The organism is Desulfomonilia bacterium (genome assembly GCA_036567785.1).
Lineage (GTDB): Bacteria > Desulfobacterota > Desulfomonilia > UBA1062 > UBA1062 > DATCTV01.
In genome coordinates this window covers 100,170-117,610 of record DATCTV010000060.1, presented here as the reverse complement: position 1 = coordinate 117,610, position 17,441 = coordinate 100,170, and the positions used below count along the sequence as shown (strand labels likewise).

General features: G+C 44.4%; 14 protein-coding genes. 11 read left to right on the top strand and 3 right to left on the bottom strand.

The features are described from left to right. Positions 1 to 9 precede the first annotated feature (9 nt). Positions 10 to 969 (bottom strand): AAA family ATPase, encoded by a 960-nt coding sequence (locus VIS94_15370; protein HEY9162457.1) that lies wholly within the window; start codon positions 967 to 969, stop codon positions 10 to 12. Next, positions 969 to 1,619 carry a HEAT repeat domain-containing protein gene (locus tag VIS94_15365; protein HEY9162456.1) on the bottom strand — a complete coding sequence of 217 codons (651 nt, stop codon included), beginning with the start codon at positions 1,617 to 1,619 and terminating at the stop codon, positions 969 to 971. The genes VIS94_15370 and VIS94_15365 overlap by 1 nt, the downstream gene beginning before the upstream one ends. Positions 1,620 to 1,706: 87 nt before the next feature. Between VIS94_15365 and priA the strand changes: the two genes are divergently transcribed. Both priA and VIS94_15355 read left to right on the top strand, forming a co-directional pair. Then, the gene (priA, locus tag VIS94_15360) at positions 1,707 to 3,662 is read left to right on the top strand and encodes a primosomal protein N' (protein ID HEY9162455.1); all 1,956 of its coding nucleotides are present in this window, start codon (positions 1,707 to 1,709) and stop codon (positions 3,660 to 3,662) included. Positions 3,663 to 3,680: 18 nt separating this feature from the next. Then, entirely contained in the window at positions 3,681 to 4,814 is a 1,134-nt protein-coding gene (locus VIS94_15355) for an NAD(P)/FAD-dependent oxidoreductase (GenBank protein ID HEY9162454.1), read from the top strand. 255 nt (positions 4,815 to 5,069) lie between these two features. Here VIS94_15355 and VIS94_15350 read toward each other — a convergent pair whose 3' ends face one another. Continuing rightward, positions 5,070 to 6,428 (bottom strand): hypothetical protein, encoded by a 1,359-nt coding sequence (locus tag VIS94_15350; GenBank protein ID HEY9162453.1) that lies wholly within the window; start codon positions 6,426 to 6,428, stop codon positions 5,070 to 5,072. 227 nt (positions 6,429 to 6,655) lie between these two features. Between VIS94_15350 and acs the strand changes: the two genes are divergently transcribed. The 9 genes from acs to rhaD all read left to right on the top strand — a co-directional run bounded on the left by acs (position 6,656) and on the right by rhaD (position 17,428). Continuing rightward, entirely contained in the window at positions 6,656 to 8,626 is a 1,971-nt protein-coding gene (gene acs, locus VIS94_15345; protein ID HEY9162452.1) for an acetate--CoA ligase, read from the top strand. A gap of 101 nt (positions 8,627 to 8,727) precedes the next feature. After that, the gene (locus VIS94_15340) at positions 8,728 to 9,306 is read left to right on the top strand and encodes a TetR/AcrR family transcriptional regulator (protein ID HEY9162451.1); all 579 of its coding nucleotides are present in this window, start codon (positions 8,728 to 8,730) and stop codon (positions 9,304 to 9,306) included. Positions 9,307 to 9,344: 38 nt separating this feature from the next. Continuing rightward, the gene (locus tag VIS94_15335; GenBank protein ID HEY9162450.1) at positions 9,345 to 11,324 is read left to right on the top strand and encodes an enoyl-CoA hydratase-related protein; all 1,980 of its coding nucleotides are present in this window, start codon (positions 9,345 to 9,347) and stop codon (positions 11,322 to 11,324) included. A gap of 39 nt (positions 11,325 to 11,363) precedes the next feature. Continuing rightward, positions 11,364 to 12,143, top strand: coding sequence for an electron transfer flavoprotein subunit beta/FixA family protein (locus VIS94_15330; protein ID HEY9162449.1), 780 nt, complete (start codon positions 11,364 to 11,366; stop codon positions 12,141 to 12,143). A gap of 18 nt (positions 12,144 to 12,161) precedes the next feature. Beyond that, on the top strand, positions 12,162 to 13,133 hold the full coding sequence (locus VIS94_15325; protein HEY9162448.1) for an electron transfer flavoprotein subunit alpha/FixB family protein: 972 nt from the start codon (positions 12,162 to 12,164) through the stop codon (positions 13,131 to 13,133). 140 nt (positions 13,134 to 13,273) lie between these two features. Further along, a complete protein-coding gene (locus tag VIS94_15320) occupies positions 13,274 to 15,427 on the top strand; it encodes a heterodisulfide reductase-related iron-sulfur binding cluster (protein ID HEY9162447.1) in 2,154 nt (717 codons plus the stop codon). A gap of 106 nt (positions 15,428 to 15,533) precedes the next feature. Then, positions 15,534 to 16,292, top strand: a complete 759-nt coding sequence (locus tag VIS94_15315) for a phosphomannose isomerase type II C-terminal cupin domain (GenBank protein HEY9162446.1) — start codon at positions 15,534 to 15,536, stop codon at positions 16,290 to 16,292. 2 nt (positions 16,293 to 16,294) lie between these two features. After that, on the top strand, positions 16,295 to 16,555 hold the full coding sequence (locus tag VIS94_15310; GenBank protein ID HEY9162445.1) for a hypothetical protein: 261 nt from the start codon (positions 16,295 to 16,297) through the stop codon (positions 16,553 to 16,555). A 48-nt stretch (positions 16,556 to 16,603) separates the two neighbouring features. Further along, complete coding sequence (gene rhaD, locus VIS94_15305; GenBank protein ID HEY9162444.1) at positions 16,604 to 17,428, top strand: rhamnulose-1-phosphate aldolase; 825 nt, start codon at positions 16,604 to 16,606, stop codon at positions 17,426 to 17,428. Positions 17,429 to 17,441: the final 13 nt, after the last annotated feature.

Sequence of the window (17,441 nt, the reverse complement as noted above, 5' to 3'; positions counted from 1 at the left end):
TCCTAATTATCAAAAGACAATCGGCAGATCAGGGTAAATTTCTTTAATAAAAGAATCGATGTCGTATGACCCCCTGCCTTTTGACGTGTACAGATGTATGGGAAGTCCCATACTTGCCGCCTCGGCCATTTTCGTATCCTGTCTGATGATTGTCTCAAGAAGGTAGTCGCTGTAATGCTCCTGAAGGGCCTCTTTCGCCCTCTGGCAGATGTTTAACGCCGCATTGAAATGATTAATGATTATATGGATATTGTCCAGGATAAAGTCAAAATCTTCCTCTATCCCGGAAAGGGTCTCGAATAGAATCTTGAGCCCGTGATAAGAAAGAAAATCTGCAAGAACAGGAACGAAAAGTTCCGTGCTTGCCAGAATGCCGTTAAGGTTTAAAAGGCCGATTGAAGGGGATGCATCCATTACTATGACATCATACTGATTTTGAATCGAAGCCAGGCTTTTTTTTAACCGCAGTTCACGGGCGTTCATCGATGTAAGCGCCAGTTCAACAGGTGAAAGGTCAAGGCTTGCCGGAATGAGCTTGAGGTTGGGCATGGGCGTGTCGATTATTACATCCTTTATGTCCATGCGTTCAATCAGCACATTATAGAGTGTGGCCTCGAAATTATCATGAGAAATGCCAAGGCATTGTGTGAGGTGGCCCTGAGGGTCGAGGTCTATCAGAAGGACCTTTATGCCCAGCTGTGCAAGTCTGAATGCATAAAAGGCTGAGAGTGTTGTTTTTCCCGTGCCTCCCTTGAAGTTCAGAAAAATCTGCCTTCTTTTTGTTTTGACTAGAGGGCCTTTCTTCAACTTTTCAAGATAATTGGGGATTTCATGCGGACAGTAATAACGGACCCCGTCAATTATTTGAGGTTCCGGAAACCTGCCTTCCGACTCCAATTTCGTAAGATGTGATTTTGATATTCCGATTAGTGTGGCAAATTCCTTTGCCGTGTATTTAGGCTGATCCATTATGCATCCTTGACAATTTTCCACCAGCTCTGCCATTTTGCTACAATCCAGGAAAGCTCATCTTCACTAGCTCCTGTCGGGTTGCCGAAGTCTTCGCCGGTAATTTTCTTGAGAGTGCAGATCGCCTGGATTTTTACTTCGGTATCTTTATCCTTTAATGCATCAATGAGATTCCCCGCATCATTTTTTCTTCCCCATACGCTGGCGAGTTTCAGTGCGTCTTTTCTGACTTTCGGATCCGCATCCCTGACGGCGATGTGCATTATCGTACTAAGGCTCGATCTGTCATTCATCCATGAAAGATAACTTATCACCCTTCTCCTTACATAGGGATCCCGGTCATTCAGCCAGTCAATTCCTTCACTCGGTTTGAACGAGCCGTTTCTGAAAAGATATCTGATTGATTGGGAGCGGATGTGGGGATCTCTTTCTTTTGTGCCTTTATAAAACACTTTTGTAAAATTACCCGGGGAATCGAAAAGGGTGTCGTATATTATGGTTGCAGTATCTCTGTCAGCTGTTTCCAGGGCCTCTATTATAAGATTCTGTGACGAATCGCCGTGCTGCGCCAGAGCTTTTGCAGCCATCCTTTTGATTTCCGGGTTGCTGTCCCTCAGATCCTGTAGGATGTCATTTATATTTAATTTCAAGGAATTTTCCTCCTGCCCGAACACTGCAAGTATAAATGGGAAAAACAAAGGTAGTCAAGCCATTCATTGTAATGATACTTATATATTATGAAAGTCGCAGAGGTCGTAGTTTTCTCAGGTATGCCGAAAGTCCTGTCATACAAAATTCCTCCGGACTTTCATCTGTCCAGAGGCATGAGGGTCAAGGTACCTCTGAGAAATTCCATTAAAACAGGGCTCGTTGTTGAAATAACCAATGAGGAGAAAGAGGGATTGAAGGATGTTATCGAATCGCTTGATCCTGCTCCTATTATACCGGAAGATATAATAGATCTGCTTGCCTGGACTTCGAAATATTATCATGCCTCGATTGGCGCCACTATGCAGCTAGCTTTCCCTCCTCTTGTAAGGAAAGGCATGGATTTAAAAAAGATATCCGCCGGCAGGGCCGGCCATAACCGCAATATCGAAAACCCTCCGGAGCACACAAGAGAGCAGGCGCATGCGATCAAAACAATTGGTCACCTGATTGAGAAAAAACGGTTTCATGTTGCAGTGCTTCATGGCGTGACGGGTTCAGGAAAAACCGAGGTATACATCGAGGCAGCAATAAAAACCCTTTCACTGGGCGGTTCGGTTATTTACATGGTTCCTGAAATAGCCCTTACCCCTCAGACCGTCATGCGGATAAACAGCAGGATACCATTTGAATCGGCAATATTTCATTCAGGACTTAGCCCTAATGACAGGTCAAGGGAATTTGTCAAAGTCACCTCCGGAAAGTCCAGATTCGTAATAGGAACGAGATCGGCAATATTTGCGCCCTTAACGGATGTCGGTCTGATTATCATAGACGAAGAGCATGACCAGAGCTACAAGCAATCAGACGGGGTCACCTACAATGCCAGGGACCTTGCCATCATGAGGGCCAGCAAGGCCGATGCAGTAGTCATACTCGGTTCGGCAACACCGAGTCTCGAGACATACGAAAGGGCAAAGAGGACCGATCATACGCTTATTACAATGACGGAAAGAACCGGAAGAGCTTCGCTTCCAGAGATATCCATAATCGATATGCGGGGACGGAGCGAGGTTCTTTCCCGGGAACTCGTTGATGCTGTCAGGGGAACCCTTGATAAGAATCAGCAGACGCTCCTTTTCCTGAACAGGCGCGGGTTTTCTTCGGTGATGATCTGCCCCGGATGCGGTGAGATCCTCGAATGCAGAAGATGCTCAAGAGGACTTACTTATCATAAAGCCAGACAGCTTGCGGTGTGCCATTATTGCGGGCATACGCAGGCCGTGCCCGAGATATGCCCCGGTTGCGGATGCATCGAGATGAAACATGTGGGGCTGGGTGTGGAAAGAGTTATTGAAGAAATACAAAACCTTATTCCGGAGGCAAGACTGCTTCAGATGGATTCTGATAAGATAGATACGCCCTTAAGGCTAAACAGAGCCTTGAAGGCAATAGCGGAAAGAGAAGTTGATATCATCATCGGGACTCAGATGATTTCAAAAGGTCATGATTTTCCCGGGCTGACTCTTGTCGGAATAATACATGCCGAACAGTTACTTCATATGCCTGATTTCAGGGCGGCGGAGAGAACCTTTCAGCAGGTCGTTCAGGTTGCCGGCAGGGCAGGTAGGACAAGACCTGACACAAAGGTGATTCTTCAGACGCTGATACCCGAACACCAGATCATGGGTTTCATATCCGGACATGACTATTTATCGATGATCTCTTCAGAAACAGAGATCAGAAGAAAGACAGGGTTCCCGCCTTTTGCATATATGGCAAGATGTATTTTTTCTTCGCCAAAGGAAAATGAATCAGAAGAACACGCAAAGAAGACATCGAAAAAGCTCAAAGAAAGTGGGGTTAATATTCTGGGGCCTTCGCCTGCCCCGATAGAACTGCTCAGGAATTCTTACCGCTGGAACCTTATTTTATTATCAGGGAACAGAAGCAGACTGCATTCATGTCTTGATAGTCTTGGAAAGATGAAATTCCCTTCATCCCTTAAGGTAAAGATTGATGTAGACCCTTATGATATGCTCTGATAACCGGTACAAAAAGATATGTATGATGTCGATATAGCAATCATAGGTGCAGGAGTTACCGGACTCAGTATCGCTTTGTCGCTCTCATTGAGAAAGGACTTCAGCATAGTTGTAATTGAAAAGGAGCCGGGTCCGGGCAGAGGTGTCAGTTCACGGAGCAGCGAGGTGATACATGCGGGCATATATTATCCTGAGGACTTTCTCAAAACAAAACTTTGTGTTGAGGGAGCAAAACTTCTTTATGAATTCTGCAATAAATACGAAGTGCCTGCATTGAAGGTTGGAAAGCTGATTATATCAACCGATGGTTCAGGCGCAGATGCAATCGAGACCCTTCATAAGCAGGGTATAAGAAACGGGGTTGAAAGATTAAGCCTGATTGATGAAAAGGGATTGAAAATTATTGAACCTAATGTGAGGGGTATCAGCGCATTATATTCTCCTGACTCAGGTATTATAGATTCTCACTCTTTTATTAAGATTGTCGAGGCGCTGGCTTCAAACAATTCCGTCGGATTAATCTACAAGACCGAATTGACTTCTCTTGAGCTATCGAATGAAGGATATACATGTACGGTGAAAGATTCATGCACTGAATATTCTTTCAGATCAAGGATTGTCATTAATGCCGCCGGACTGGGAGCTGATGAAGTTGCACGCATGGCAGGGATTGATATTGATATATCAGGCTATAGAATTCACAAGGTTAAGGGTGAATATTTCAGGCTGAAAAGAAGCAAGGCACGACTTATTAACGGACTTATCTACCCGAGTCCTGATAAAGATTTGAGGGGTCTTGGCATTCATACAACTAAAGATATTGCCGGAGAAGCCCGTCTTGGACCGAATGCATTTTATGTTGATGCATTGGATTATGATGTTGACCCTTCTCATAAGAAAGAATTCTATCTTGGCGTTAAAGATTTTTTGCCTTTTATCGAAGAGGATGACCTGACACCAGATACGGCAGGCATAAGACCAAAGATACAGACAGAAGGAGAGAAAGCGAAGGATTTCATTATCAGGCATGAGAAAGACAGAAATCTTCCCGGTCTTATTAATCTGATTGGAATTGAATCTCCCGGTCTGACATCGTGTCTGGCAATTGGCAGGCATGTTTACCAAATTCTTCTTGATGAGGATCTGCTGTAAAATTACAGCTGAAAAATTATGAAGATAGACTTTCAGTTCTTGACAATAGAAATTTATAAAACTATTTTAGCTCCATGAGCAGAGATAGACTATTATGTCCGGTATGTGCATGGAGAGGGGATTGCAACAAGAAATTCAAATCGTCAGGCGGTGTTAACTGCCCCGATTTCAGCAGAGATATCACCATAAAAGTTGTGGAAGAACCGGTTATACAGCCCAAAAAGGAAGAGAAGAAGCCTAAAAGAGGCCTCTGGCCTATATAACATTATCCTTAAGGCCGACGGTTCTGATAAGTGTCCCTTCGTCTGTAACTATCAGCGCTAGAATCTTGTCTCCATCTACGGCAATATCCACACAGTAGCCCAATGTTGATTTCAAAGGAATGGTTTCTGTGAAATCATTGACATTCCAGGTATAAACCCTTATCTGGCATGATTTGTATGAGGTCACTTTGTCGAGCACGCCCCAGAGCCCCTGATTGTTATCAATTGTTAACATGCAATTTGAATCTGCGATAATGCGGGGGGCTAAAAAGTAATCCACTTCCTGCTCTCTGGATTCAGCGTCTTCTGAGGTACTTGATTTCTTTTCTATGTATATCTGTTCCAGATACAAAGGCAGCCTTGAGAATTGTGTATCTGATGCCCAGAGAGCTTTCTTGTCAACATCCGAGAGAGTGAAAGCCCCTTTGGTTTTTTCCCACCAGCTTTTTGAAGACTCTTTGGGATTTTTCATGTCTTTGCTGAAAACAAGCAGCTTTCCGTTGGATTTTGAGAATGTTATGATTTCATTTCCACTGCTCCAGGGCATGATGTCTGCCCTTGTGGAGGCCAGAGGATCCATTGATGCAGGCAGAAGGTCAGGATCTCCGTCAACAGCCTTTGTTGATGACCACCTGTTGATTTCCTGTGATAAATCAGGAGGCATGGTTATATCTGCCTTGGCCAGACCATTTCCAAGGGGTACCACAACGCCTGTCCAGGTGTTTATGGTAACTCCGTCTTTTATTTGATGGGTTACGAACACATCAGTATTATAACCGCCATTGTACCTGATCAGGGCAATGATTGTATCCTTATAGGGCCACATGCGAAAAATCGGGCCCGGTCCTTTATATGACCACCATGGGGTAGCATTTCCATCATTTATAAGATAAATAGTATTGCCTCCGGATACATAAATATTGTGATTAAAGATAACAATCGATGTTGCTTTAAAATTCAGTCTGGTATCTTTTATTTTTGCCATGGGAGCCACAGGTGTTGAAGGGGGTTGGACAGAGAAAAGTGAAGCAATCATTTCATTAATTGTTGATGTCAAATCATTAAAAGATTTCATATCTTTATGAAAAGCTTTCGGGGGAGCGCTGTCAAGAATGGCATCGAATGAATACACATCTCCAAGCTTGTTTATATGGATACTGAGATTATTAAATTTTCCAATATCAATACCGTTTGCAAGACACCTTGTTTCAACTGTCTTGTTTATGGCGTCTTTCTGGTTTTTTAATTCATCCGGACCATTTATCTGGGTGTCGATAGCCATTGCAGATAATTGAGATGTAATGCAGAATAAAACTCCTAATGAAATCATCAGGACGAATAATTTTTTCATGATTTTCCCCCAATTTCTAATTATTAAACTTATTATAACATATCCTATTATTTTAACAAAACATTTGAATGTTGATTATAAAAATGGCATTTGCTGTCATTTTTGTTAAATCTGATAATCATAAAAGATGTATATGAATGACGATTCATTTTTCCTTGACCTGCTTGTCGCATTCGGTTATATGATGGCACGTTGCGAATAAAACCAATAATTAAGGAGGCAATTTTATGGCAGAAGATACCATGAGCATGTACGAAAAGATTTTCCCGGTTCCTCCCAAGGTCAGGGAAAAGGCCTACATCAAGAGTAAGGCAGAGTATGAGGCAATGTACAAGGATTCAATCGAAAATCCGGAAAAATTCTGGGCAAAACAGGCCGAGAGGCTCGACTGGTTCAAAAAGCCGACAAAGGTTTGGAACTGGTCATTCACTTCACCTGTAAGTGTTAAATGGTTCGAAGACGGGGAGCTCAATGTCAGCTATAACTGCCTCGACCGCCATATCAAAAACGGAAAGAAGAATAAAGCAGCTATAATCTGGGAAGGAAACGATCCTTCTGAATGCAAAACTTTAAGTTATATGGATATGTACCGCGAAGTAAACAAGGCCGCAAATGTTCTTAAGCAGCTTGGTGTTAAGAAGGGCGACCGTGTAACAATATATCTTCCAATGATTCCCGAACTTGCAATCACAATGTTAGCCTGCACAAGGATAGGTGCTATCCATTGCATAGTTTTCGGTGGATTCTCTGCAGATGCCCTTCGCGATAGAATAGTGGACAGCGACTCAAAAGTCCTTATCACATGCGACGGTACATTCCGCGGCGCAAAAGCTGTTCCGCAAAAAGACAATGCTGACAAGGCGGTTGAGCAGTGCCCGTCTATAGAGAAAATGATAGTTGTCAAGAGAACAGGCGACCAGATTAAATGCGCTTGGAAAGATGGCCGTGACCTCTGGTATGATGATCTCATGAAGGATGCAGCACCTTACTGCGAACCAGAAAGAATGAATGCGGAAGATCCTCTGTTCATTCTTTACACATCAGGCTCAACAGGGAAGCCCAAAGGTGTTGTGCATACGACAGGCGGATATCTTCTGTATGCATCAGTGACGCAGCAGTATATATTTGATTATCATGACGAAGACATTTACTGGTGCACGGCTGACATCGGCTGGGTAACTGGTCATACTTATATTGTTTATGGGCCTCTCTCGAACGCAGCTACATCCATCATGTTCGAAGGTGTTCCAAGTTATCCAGGTTATGACAGGTTCTGGGCTGTAGTTGAAAAGTATAAAGTTGACATATTCTATACAGCACCTACCGCAATCCGCGCAATTGCAAAAGAAGGCGACAAGTGGGTTGATATGCACGACATCACATCAATCAGAATTCTCGGCTCGGTTGGAGAGCCTCTGAACCCTGAAGCCTGGAGATGGTATTATGAGAAGATCGGAAGAAGCGAGTGCACAATAGTTGATACATGGTGGCAGACCGAAACAGGCGGAATTCTGATTACTCCGTTGCCAGGTGCAATCGATATTAAACCTGCAAAGGCAACGGTTCCTTTCTTTGGCGTCGAACCTTGTATTGTTGATGACGACGGCAAGGAAATCGAAGGTGTAGGAAGAGGCAATCTCTGCATCAAGAGACCGTGGCCCGGAATGATGAGGGGGGTATGGGGAGATCCCAAGCGTTTTGAAGATACATATTTCATTCAGTTCCCCGGCAAATATTTTACAGGCGACGGTTCAGAGAGAGACGACCTCGGTTATTACAAGATTACAGGCCGTGTTGACGACGTTATAAACGTATCCGGTCACAGAATGGGTACGGCAGAGGTCGAAAGCGCCCTTGTTTCTCATCCGAAGGTTGCAGAAGCAGCAGTTGTCGGGTTCCCTCACGATATCAAAGGACAAGGTATCTTTGCTTATGTTACGTTGAATACCGGCGTGGAAAAGTCCGAGGACCTCAAGAAAGAGCTTATCAATCACGTACGTAAAGAGATCGGACCTATCGCCACTCCAGATAAAATCCTTTGGGCGGACGGCCTTCCAAAGACACGTTCAGGCAAAATCATGCGCCGTGTTCTCAAGAAGGTTGCAGCCGCTGACTTCAGTGATTTTGGCGATACATCAACACTCGCTGATCCGAATGTTGTAAATATTCTGGTCGACGAAAGAAAGAAGCTTGACTAATATTTAACTTTTGGAGCCGGGGGCATTTCATGCCCCCGGATTTAGAAATTAGCTGTTCTGAAATTTTACCGATATTTTCTGCACAGGGTGAAGGGATCTGTATGAGAGGTGAAGAAAAATACAGAACAATATTGAATGCCGCCAAGCAGGTTTTTGCTAAAGAAGGATTTTATAATTCTAAAGTTTCGGAAATAGCAAGAGAAGCCCACGTAGCAGACGGCACCATATATTTATATTTTAAAAACAAAGATGATATCCTCATATCTCTTTTTGAAGAAGAGCTCACAAGAATAATAAAACTTGTAAGAAACGAGCTTGAAGGGATCGATGATCCCCGGCAAAAGATAATCAGGTTTTTCGAAACACACCTGGGAATGGTCGAATCGGACAGACCACTGGCCGAGGTTATCCAGGTTGAACTGAAACAATCGAACAAATTCATGAGAGAGTACAAAAATAAGCATTTTCTTGCTTATCTTAATATAGTTGCAGAGATAATTATCGATGGACAGCAGCGAGGGGTATTCAGAAAAGATATTAAACCTGAAATCGCATCAAGGGCGATATATGGTTCGCTCGATGAATTGTCCACATATCTTGTTACATCCAAAAGAAAAAGATTTGATGTCCGTGATGTGGCGATAGAAGTTGCCGGTTATTTTATAAACGGACTTTGTTAACTATTTAATAAACAGGGTTTTTTATAAAGGAGTTATTTATGCACATAACAAAAGCAGCTGTTATCGGCGGAGGGGCAATGGGAGGGTCAATTGCCCATCTTCTAACTTCGGTCGGGATTGAATGTTTTGTAAAAGACATTGATCAGAAGTTTGTCGATAAGGCTGTGGACCTATCGAAAAGCGTTTATGACAAGCTCGTTGCCAAGGGCAAATTGACTGCTGATAAAGCTGAAAAGAAACAGGGGCTGTTAAAGGGCGGCGTTCAATACGATCTTGAATATATGAAAGATGTTGACCTTGTTATCGAAGCTGTTCCCGAAATCCTCAAATTAAAAAAACAGATTTTCGTTGAACTTGATAAAATCTGTCCTGAAAAAACCATACTGGCTTCTAACACGTCATCATTGAGCCTGACTGACATAGCAGAAGAGATCAGCAGGAAAGACCGTTTTATCGGGCTTCATTTCTTCAATCCAGCGCATGTAATGAAACTGGTTGAGGTTATATATGATGTGAATACCTCAGCCGAAACCCTTGAAGAGATGATGAAATTTGCAACCGTGATCGACAAGATAGCCATCAAATGCAAGAATGCACCAGGATTTGTAGTCAACCGCATACTTATTCCCTACATGAATGAAGCCTTGCTTGCACTTATGGACGGTTCCGGCACTATACAGGAAATTGACGATGCAATGGTTGAATTCGGGATGCCTATGGGACCTTTTACACTCTGGGATCTGGTTGGGCTGGATGTGGCAATGCATGCTTCCGTTACGCTTGAAGAGGCATTCGGAAAAAGAACGCCTGTTCCGGACATACTTAAGATTATTGTTGATAAAAAGATGTATGGCCAGAAAACAGGCAAAGGCTTCTATGATTACTCGGATAAGTCCAACAAGACAGTTAACTCCGAGGTCGAGAAATATTTAAAGAAATTGTGGAAAGAAAACCCGCCGGACAGTCTGGATTTTGAACCCGAAAGGCTGCTTGCTGTACAGGTAAGAGAGGCACTACTGATAGCTCAAGAGGGTGTTGCAGGCGCTCATGACATAGATACAGGGATGGTTTATGGGACGAATTTCCCGACCAAAGTGGCATACGGCCCGCTGCACTGGGCTGAAGAAGTAATAGGCTGGTCAAATATAGCTGATATTGCTGAAATGTATGCCATTGAAACCAGTCCGGAAAGATTTACTCTGCCTTCTTCGATTGAAAGCATTGAAAAGACCGGAAGCATTTTTGTAAATTGCACATATGAAGTGGACGGTGATGGGGTTGCATTGGTGACAATAGAAAATCCCCCGATGAATGTTTTAAGCGTCAAAACGATCAATGACATTTCTAACTGCATGCTCAAGGCAATAGCGGACCCATCTGTCAGGGTGATTGTTCTTACGGGCAAGGGCAGAGCATTTGTGGCTGGTGCCGATATAAAGGAATTCCAGCAGATTATGACATTAGGCGGTGCAAAAGAATACTCTGAACGCGGACAGTTGATGACTAATATAATTGAAGGTTCGGATAAACCTGTCATATGCGCCATAAACGGATTTGCATTAGGAGGAGGACTTGAAATTGCAATGCCCTGCCATATCAGGATAGCTGCAGATTCTGCCAAACTTGGACTTCCGGAAATAAATCTGGGAATAATTCCGGGTTTTGCAGGTACACAAAGACTGCCGAGGATCGTTGGAAAGGCTAAAGGTCTGGAAATGATTCTTACAGGTTCACCGGTTAATGCCCAGGAGGCATTATCTATAGGTCTGGTAAATAAGATTGTTCCTCTGGCGTCGTTGATAGACGAAGCCAAAGGGCTGGCGAGAATAATAGCAAAGAAAGGAAGGATTGCCGTTTCTTCCGCCATGACCTCTGTAATGGATGGATATCAGGAAACCTTCGAAGACGGATGTGAGATCGAGGCTGAAAATTTTGCACGCGTTAAAGTTTCCGCAGATGCGGTGGAAGGTGTCGATGCCTTCCTGACAAAACGCACTGCAAAATTCAGAGATATGTAAAACAAGGCTTTAGGCCAATAAACGGTAAGGAGGTTTAATGTGAACAGTGTAGTATGCATTAAGCAGGTACCTGATACCGAGACTTTGATTAAGATTGACGGCTCGGGAACAGGGATTGCTACGGACGGTGTCAAATGGGTTATGAATCCCTATGACGAATTTGCAGTGGAAGAGGCCCTTAAACAGAAGGAAAAGGCCGGAGCTGGTACTATAACAATTATATCACTAGGTCCGGACAGGGCAATCGAGACCATCAGAACAGCTCTTGCAATGGGTGCTGACAACGGTATTCATATTCAGGATGCCGATTTTGCAGCCAAGGCAGATCCCTATGCTACAGCATCGGCGCTTGCTGCAGCGATAAAGGGAGTGGCAGATGTTAAGGCTATCTGGTGCGGCAAACAGGCCATTGATGATGATGCAGCCCAGGTCCCTGCAATCCTCGGTGAAATGCTCGGGCTCCCTGTCATCACAATGGTTGTCAAGTTCGAAGCAGCAGGAGATAAAGCCATAGTAACAAGGGAAATAGAAGGTGGCCAGGCAGTTATTGAAGTACCTCTTCCTGCCATTTTCTCGGCACAGAAGGGTCTTAACGAGCCCAGGTATGCATCATTACCCGGCATTATGAAGGCAAAGAAGAAGCCGGTTGATGTTAAGACGGCAGCAGATCTTGGTGTTGGCGCAGCAGCGAAGACCGCTATAAAGAACATGACCCTTCCGCCCGCCCGCCAGGCCGGTAAAAAAATCGAGGGTGATGATGCCGACGTTAAGGCAGCAGCACTTGCTAAAGCCCTTAGCGAAGAAGCAAAGGTCATCTAGGGGAAGGAGGACAGGACAATGGCAGGAATATTAATAGTAGCGGAAGTTCAGAAAGGCGAACTCAAGAAAGCCGGTTATGAAATCACCAGCAAGGCAAAGACACTTGGCGGAGAAATTTCAGTGGCTCTCGTCGGCTCCGGTGTTGCGGGCCTTGCAGGCAATCTTGCAAAATACGGCGCTGATAAAATATTTGTTGTGGATGCACCTGAATATGCCAACTATACAACAGAAGCCTATGTTCAGGCTGTTGCAGCAGTTGTGGCAAAGGTCAGTCCGTCAATTATCCTGATAGCGGCATCTGCACAGGGTAAGGATTTCACACCTGCACTGGCAGCAAGGCTTGGCGTAGGTTGCTTATCCGACGTAGTCGACCTCAGCCTGGAAGGCGGTAAAATCGTAGCAAAAAGACCGATATACGCCGGCAAGGCATATACAATGGTTGAATGTCTAGCAGACCCGCAGGTTATCTCTGTAAGGCCTAATTCTTTTATGGCTGCAGAAGCTGCAGGCGCGGGGGCAATTGAAAATGTTGCGGTTACACTTGATGCCGCCAAAATCAAAGCAGTTGTAAAATCAGTTGAGGTGGCGGAAACCAAAGAACCGGACCAGACCGAAGCGGAAATTATAGTATCTGGCGGCCGCGGTATGAAGGGACCGGAAGAGTTTGGTATTCTCAGAGAACTTGCAAAGGCACTCGGGCCAACGGCAACAATCGGTGCATCCCGTGCCGCAGTTGATGCAGGTTGGATCGGTCATGGTTATCAGGTCGGGCAGACAGGAAAAACCGTAAGTCCGAATCTGTATATTGCATGCGGGATCTCCGGTGCAATTCAGCACCTGGCCGGTATGGGCACATCCAAGGTTATCGTGGCAATCAACAAGGATGCCGAAGCACCGATATTCAGCAAGGCAGACTTTGGTGTTGTAGATGACCTCTTCAAGGTTGTTCCTGCACTTACCAACGAAGTAAAGAAAATAAAGGGAGCTTAAACAACAATTAAAAAGGGCGGGAATTTTCCCGTCCTTTTTATTTCGCAGAAACGGGGCGGCATGCAATATCATAAATTAATTACATGTGGCCCGGTTTTTGGGAACAAGGCAGAGATTATCAAAGTATTATAGGGGGATATATGAGCGCTACTTCTGGTATCACAAGGGAGATATTCTGGAACGTTAAGGGAGACGGATTCCCGATTGTTGAGCCGCTTACCTACATACTGGCACTTGTGGCAATTGTGCTGATGATTCATGGCATGTATGTCGGCGGTTTCTGGACCAGGCTGAAGATAGCCATGAAAGCGACCGGTTCGGAAACGGACAGGCTTAATAATATCGGAAAAAGAATCTGGGATACTATTGTTGACGTTTTCGGCCACAAAAAAATATTGAGAGAGCCGTTCCAGGGCATAATGCACTTCCTGATATTCTGGGGTTTTGTAATTCTCTTTGCAGGGGCCGGAATAGATTTTCTTCAGGTCGATATTATCGAGCCGATATTCCACTGGCATTTCATGGAAGGCGGTTTGTATATTGCATATTCACTGGTAACTGACACGGCAGGCCTCATGGTGATCATAGGCCTTCTCATGGCGCTCTATCGTCGCTATATAATGAAACCCGCATGGCTGGATGAGAAGCCTGAAGACAAGTGGATACTCTGGCTGCTTCTCGGCATAATAGTAACCGGATTCCTTGTAGAGGGACTTCGCATTCAGGCAACAGAGGTTCAGCCCGGAGATCCGATGAATGGCTATGTATGGGCCAACTATCTTGGCTATGCATTTTCTCTGATATTCAGCGCCATGAGCGTACAGGCAGCTAAATCAACGCACCTGTTCGTCTGGTGGGTACACTTTATTACCGCACTTGTTTTCTTTGTAGTAATTGCATATACCAAACTGCTTCATATATTCACTATTCCGGCAAACATTCTGCTTAAGTCCGATGCTGCTGTTCCGCAGATCAAGATCATGCCTCCGGAGATGTTCGAAAATGCGGAGACATTCGGCATCCATAATGTTGAAGAGTATTCATGGAAAGATATATTCGACACGGATGCGTGTGTACGCTGCGGCAGATGCGTTGAGGTATGTCCAGCGAACCTGACAGACAAACCGCTCAAGCCGAGGGATGTCATACAGAACCTGAGGGCGCATCTTGAAGCCAAATCCAAACTTATAATCGGACCTGACGGCAAGGTGAGGGCGATACCCGATGAGCAGTATACCGGTCCGCAGCTTATCGGTGATGCGATATCCCCCGATACTTTATGGTCATGTACGACATGTATGGCATGCGTGGAGGCATGTCCTGCTTATATCACACAGTTCCCGAAGCTCATTGACCTCAGACGTTACCTGGTTATGATGATGTCCGATTTTCCGCCTGAAGTTCAGGTTGTCTTCAAGGGTTTTGAGAATAATTCCAACCCGTGGTGCATCGGGGCACACAGCCGTGGAGACTGGACAAAAACCTGCACGTCGATAACCCTCGGAGACGGGACAATAAAAGAGCTGAACATCCCTCTCATGTCTGAAAAGGGAGGAGCCGAGTATCTGTTCTATATCGGATGCGCCGGTTCTTTTGACGAGAGAAACAAGAAGGTCACAATAGCACTTGCCAAACTGTTCAATGAAGCAGGCCTTGATTATGCGATTCTTGGCACGGAAGAAGGCTGCTGCGGCGATTCGGCAAAGAAAATCGGGAACGAATACATCTACCAGGCGCTGGCCATGGCCAATATAGAGACCTTCAAGGCATACAATGTCAAAAAGATCATAACCCTGTGTCCTCACGGCTACAATACGCTGAAGCACGATTACAAGGAACTCGGCGGAGATTTCGAGGTTTATCACTATACTGAGATTCTTGACGGCCTTATCAAGAGCGGCAAGATCAAGATGACCAGAAAGATCGAAGGCCTTGGTAACATTACACTTCATGACTCATGCTATCTCGGACGCTACAACAAGGTATATGAGCAGCCAAGAAATATTCTGACATCTCTTAAGAGCGGTTCTCTGGTGGAGATGGCCAGCCATCATGCCAAGAGCTTCTGCTGCGGCGCAGGCGGCGGCAGAATGTGGATGGAAGAGCATCTTGGAACACGTATTAACCAGAAGAGAACACAGGAAGCTCTTGCCACCGGAGCAAAAACTGTCTGTACCGCATGTCCATTCTGCCTCACAATGATTTCAGACGGTATCAAAGAGCTCGGATTTGAAGAAAAACTTCAGAGCTATGATATTGCCGAACTGGTAGTTAAGGCGGCTGGACTCGAGTAGGCACTAAAGACTATCGGATTGGAAATAGGGGTACCTCTGGCACCCCTATTTTTTTCTTGCCTTCTTATAATCACCAAGTATACCTCCATTAAAGGGGTGTTATTGCATGAAGATAGGTTTTCTTATCAAAGAAGATACGCAGCATGAAAACCTTATCGAAAGCCTTAAAAGCAGAGGCTGCGATACAATAAGTTATATAACACGTGATCATCTGGAACCAATTGATATAATGGAGCTTTCCAGATTCATTTATGAAACCGACTGTGATATTATACATAATGAATCAGGGACAATTCCTCTTGTTTTTAATCCCTGGATAAAAATACCTCTTCTTACTGTCTTAAGTACTTCCCTGAGTGATGATGATCTGCAGATTATAAAAACATCATGCAGGAAATGCTATTTTGCATCCGCAGATATGTCTATTGTTCCAAATGAAATATTGGACAGGACGTTTCCTGTAAGCAGTCCGGATATAACTGAATCATATTATGGAATTTATGAGAATATCAAAAAAGAAACGGCAACAATTGACAGAAGGCCCTGGGGCTTTTACGAGATTATTTCAGATAAAGATGATCACAAGGTAAAGAGAATTACGGTGAATCCCGGAAAAAGACTCAGTCTCCAGTCTCATAAAAGGAGATCCGAGCACTGGATAATAGTATCAGGCAGGGGAGTCGTCACCCTTAACAACAATAATTATGATCTTGGAGAAGGTGAATCAATCGATATAATGAAAGGGGCTGCTCATCGTATTGCAAATCCGGGTGATTCCCCGCTTATATTCATTGAAATCCAGATGGGTGATTACTTTGGTGAGGATGATATTGTAAGACTGGAGGATGATTTTGGGAGGGCATGATCATGCATAGCGAGAAATACTATAAAGAACTGAATAAAAAACTCCTCGATGAAGCTCAGACGGCAGGGCTTTTTATCATTGAGGACAAAATAAACCGCAGAGGCGGGGTATGCCGTCTGGATGATAAAATAATTGTAATCTACGATAAGAATACCGTCTGGCAGGAACGCAACAGGCTTATAATCGAGGCGCTCGAACTGGCCGGCAGCAACTTATGTAATGAAAATAAAACAGAAGCAATACCTGAAAAAACAGCTGAATAAGACATTATCGGATAATCATTAATGCCTGAAACAAAAACAGGAGATGGTATGAAAAATCACAAAAGTATAAATAAGTCCCTGGAAGCAATTGTCCATCAGGTAAAAGATGTAGCAGCAATGCTCTGGCATAAAGGCTGGGCAGAGGCAAATGCAGGGAATCTTTCTATTGATGTGACTGATATCAGTATGCCTTTAGACGAGAAAAACAATCATGATTTGAATATAGCACTGCGTACTGAAGGATATGCCAACCTTAAAGGAAGGAGATTATTAATAACCGGATCAGGTTGCAGGTTCAGGGATATTTCCAAAGACCCTGAGAGCGGGATGTGTTTGATACAGATATCTCAGGATGGTTCAACATACTCCATCATCGATGAGTGCAGATTCAATAAGAATATAAGGCCCACTTCGGAACTGGCGACGCACCTGCTGCTTCATGATCATTTCAGGAAAATTAATTCGAATTACAAAGTGGTTATTCATACACATCCTGCAGAGCTGGTGGCGCTCTCGCATATGAAGAGGTTCTGGAGTGAAGACGTATTTAATTCAATGCTTCATGGCATGCTGCCGGAGGTTAAGGTCGTGATACCGAAAGGTGCCGGACTCGTGGACTATGCCCTTCCGGGATCCGAAAAGCTTGCCGAATCAACACTTGAAAAGATCATGAAGGGTTTCAGGATTGTCATCTGGCAGAAGCATGGCTGTCTGGCGGTTTCGGATAGTCCGGTAAGCGGGTTCGATACAATTGACATATTGAATAAAGGTGCACAGGTGCTGCTTGCCTGCCTTAATGCCGGAGAGACGCCTGAAGGCCTGTCCGAAACCGAACTCGCAGAACTGAAACATGCTTTCAATCTGTCATGTTAAGGACAATGTTATC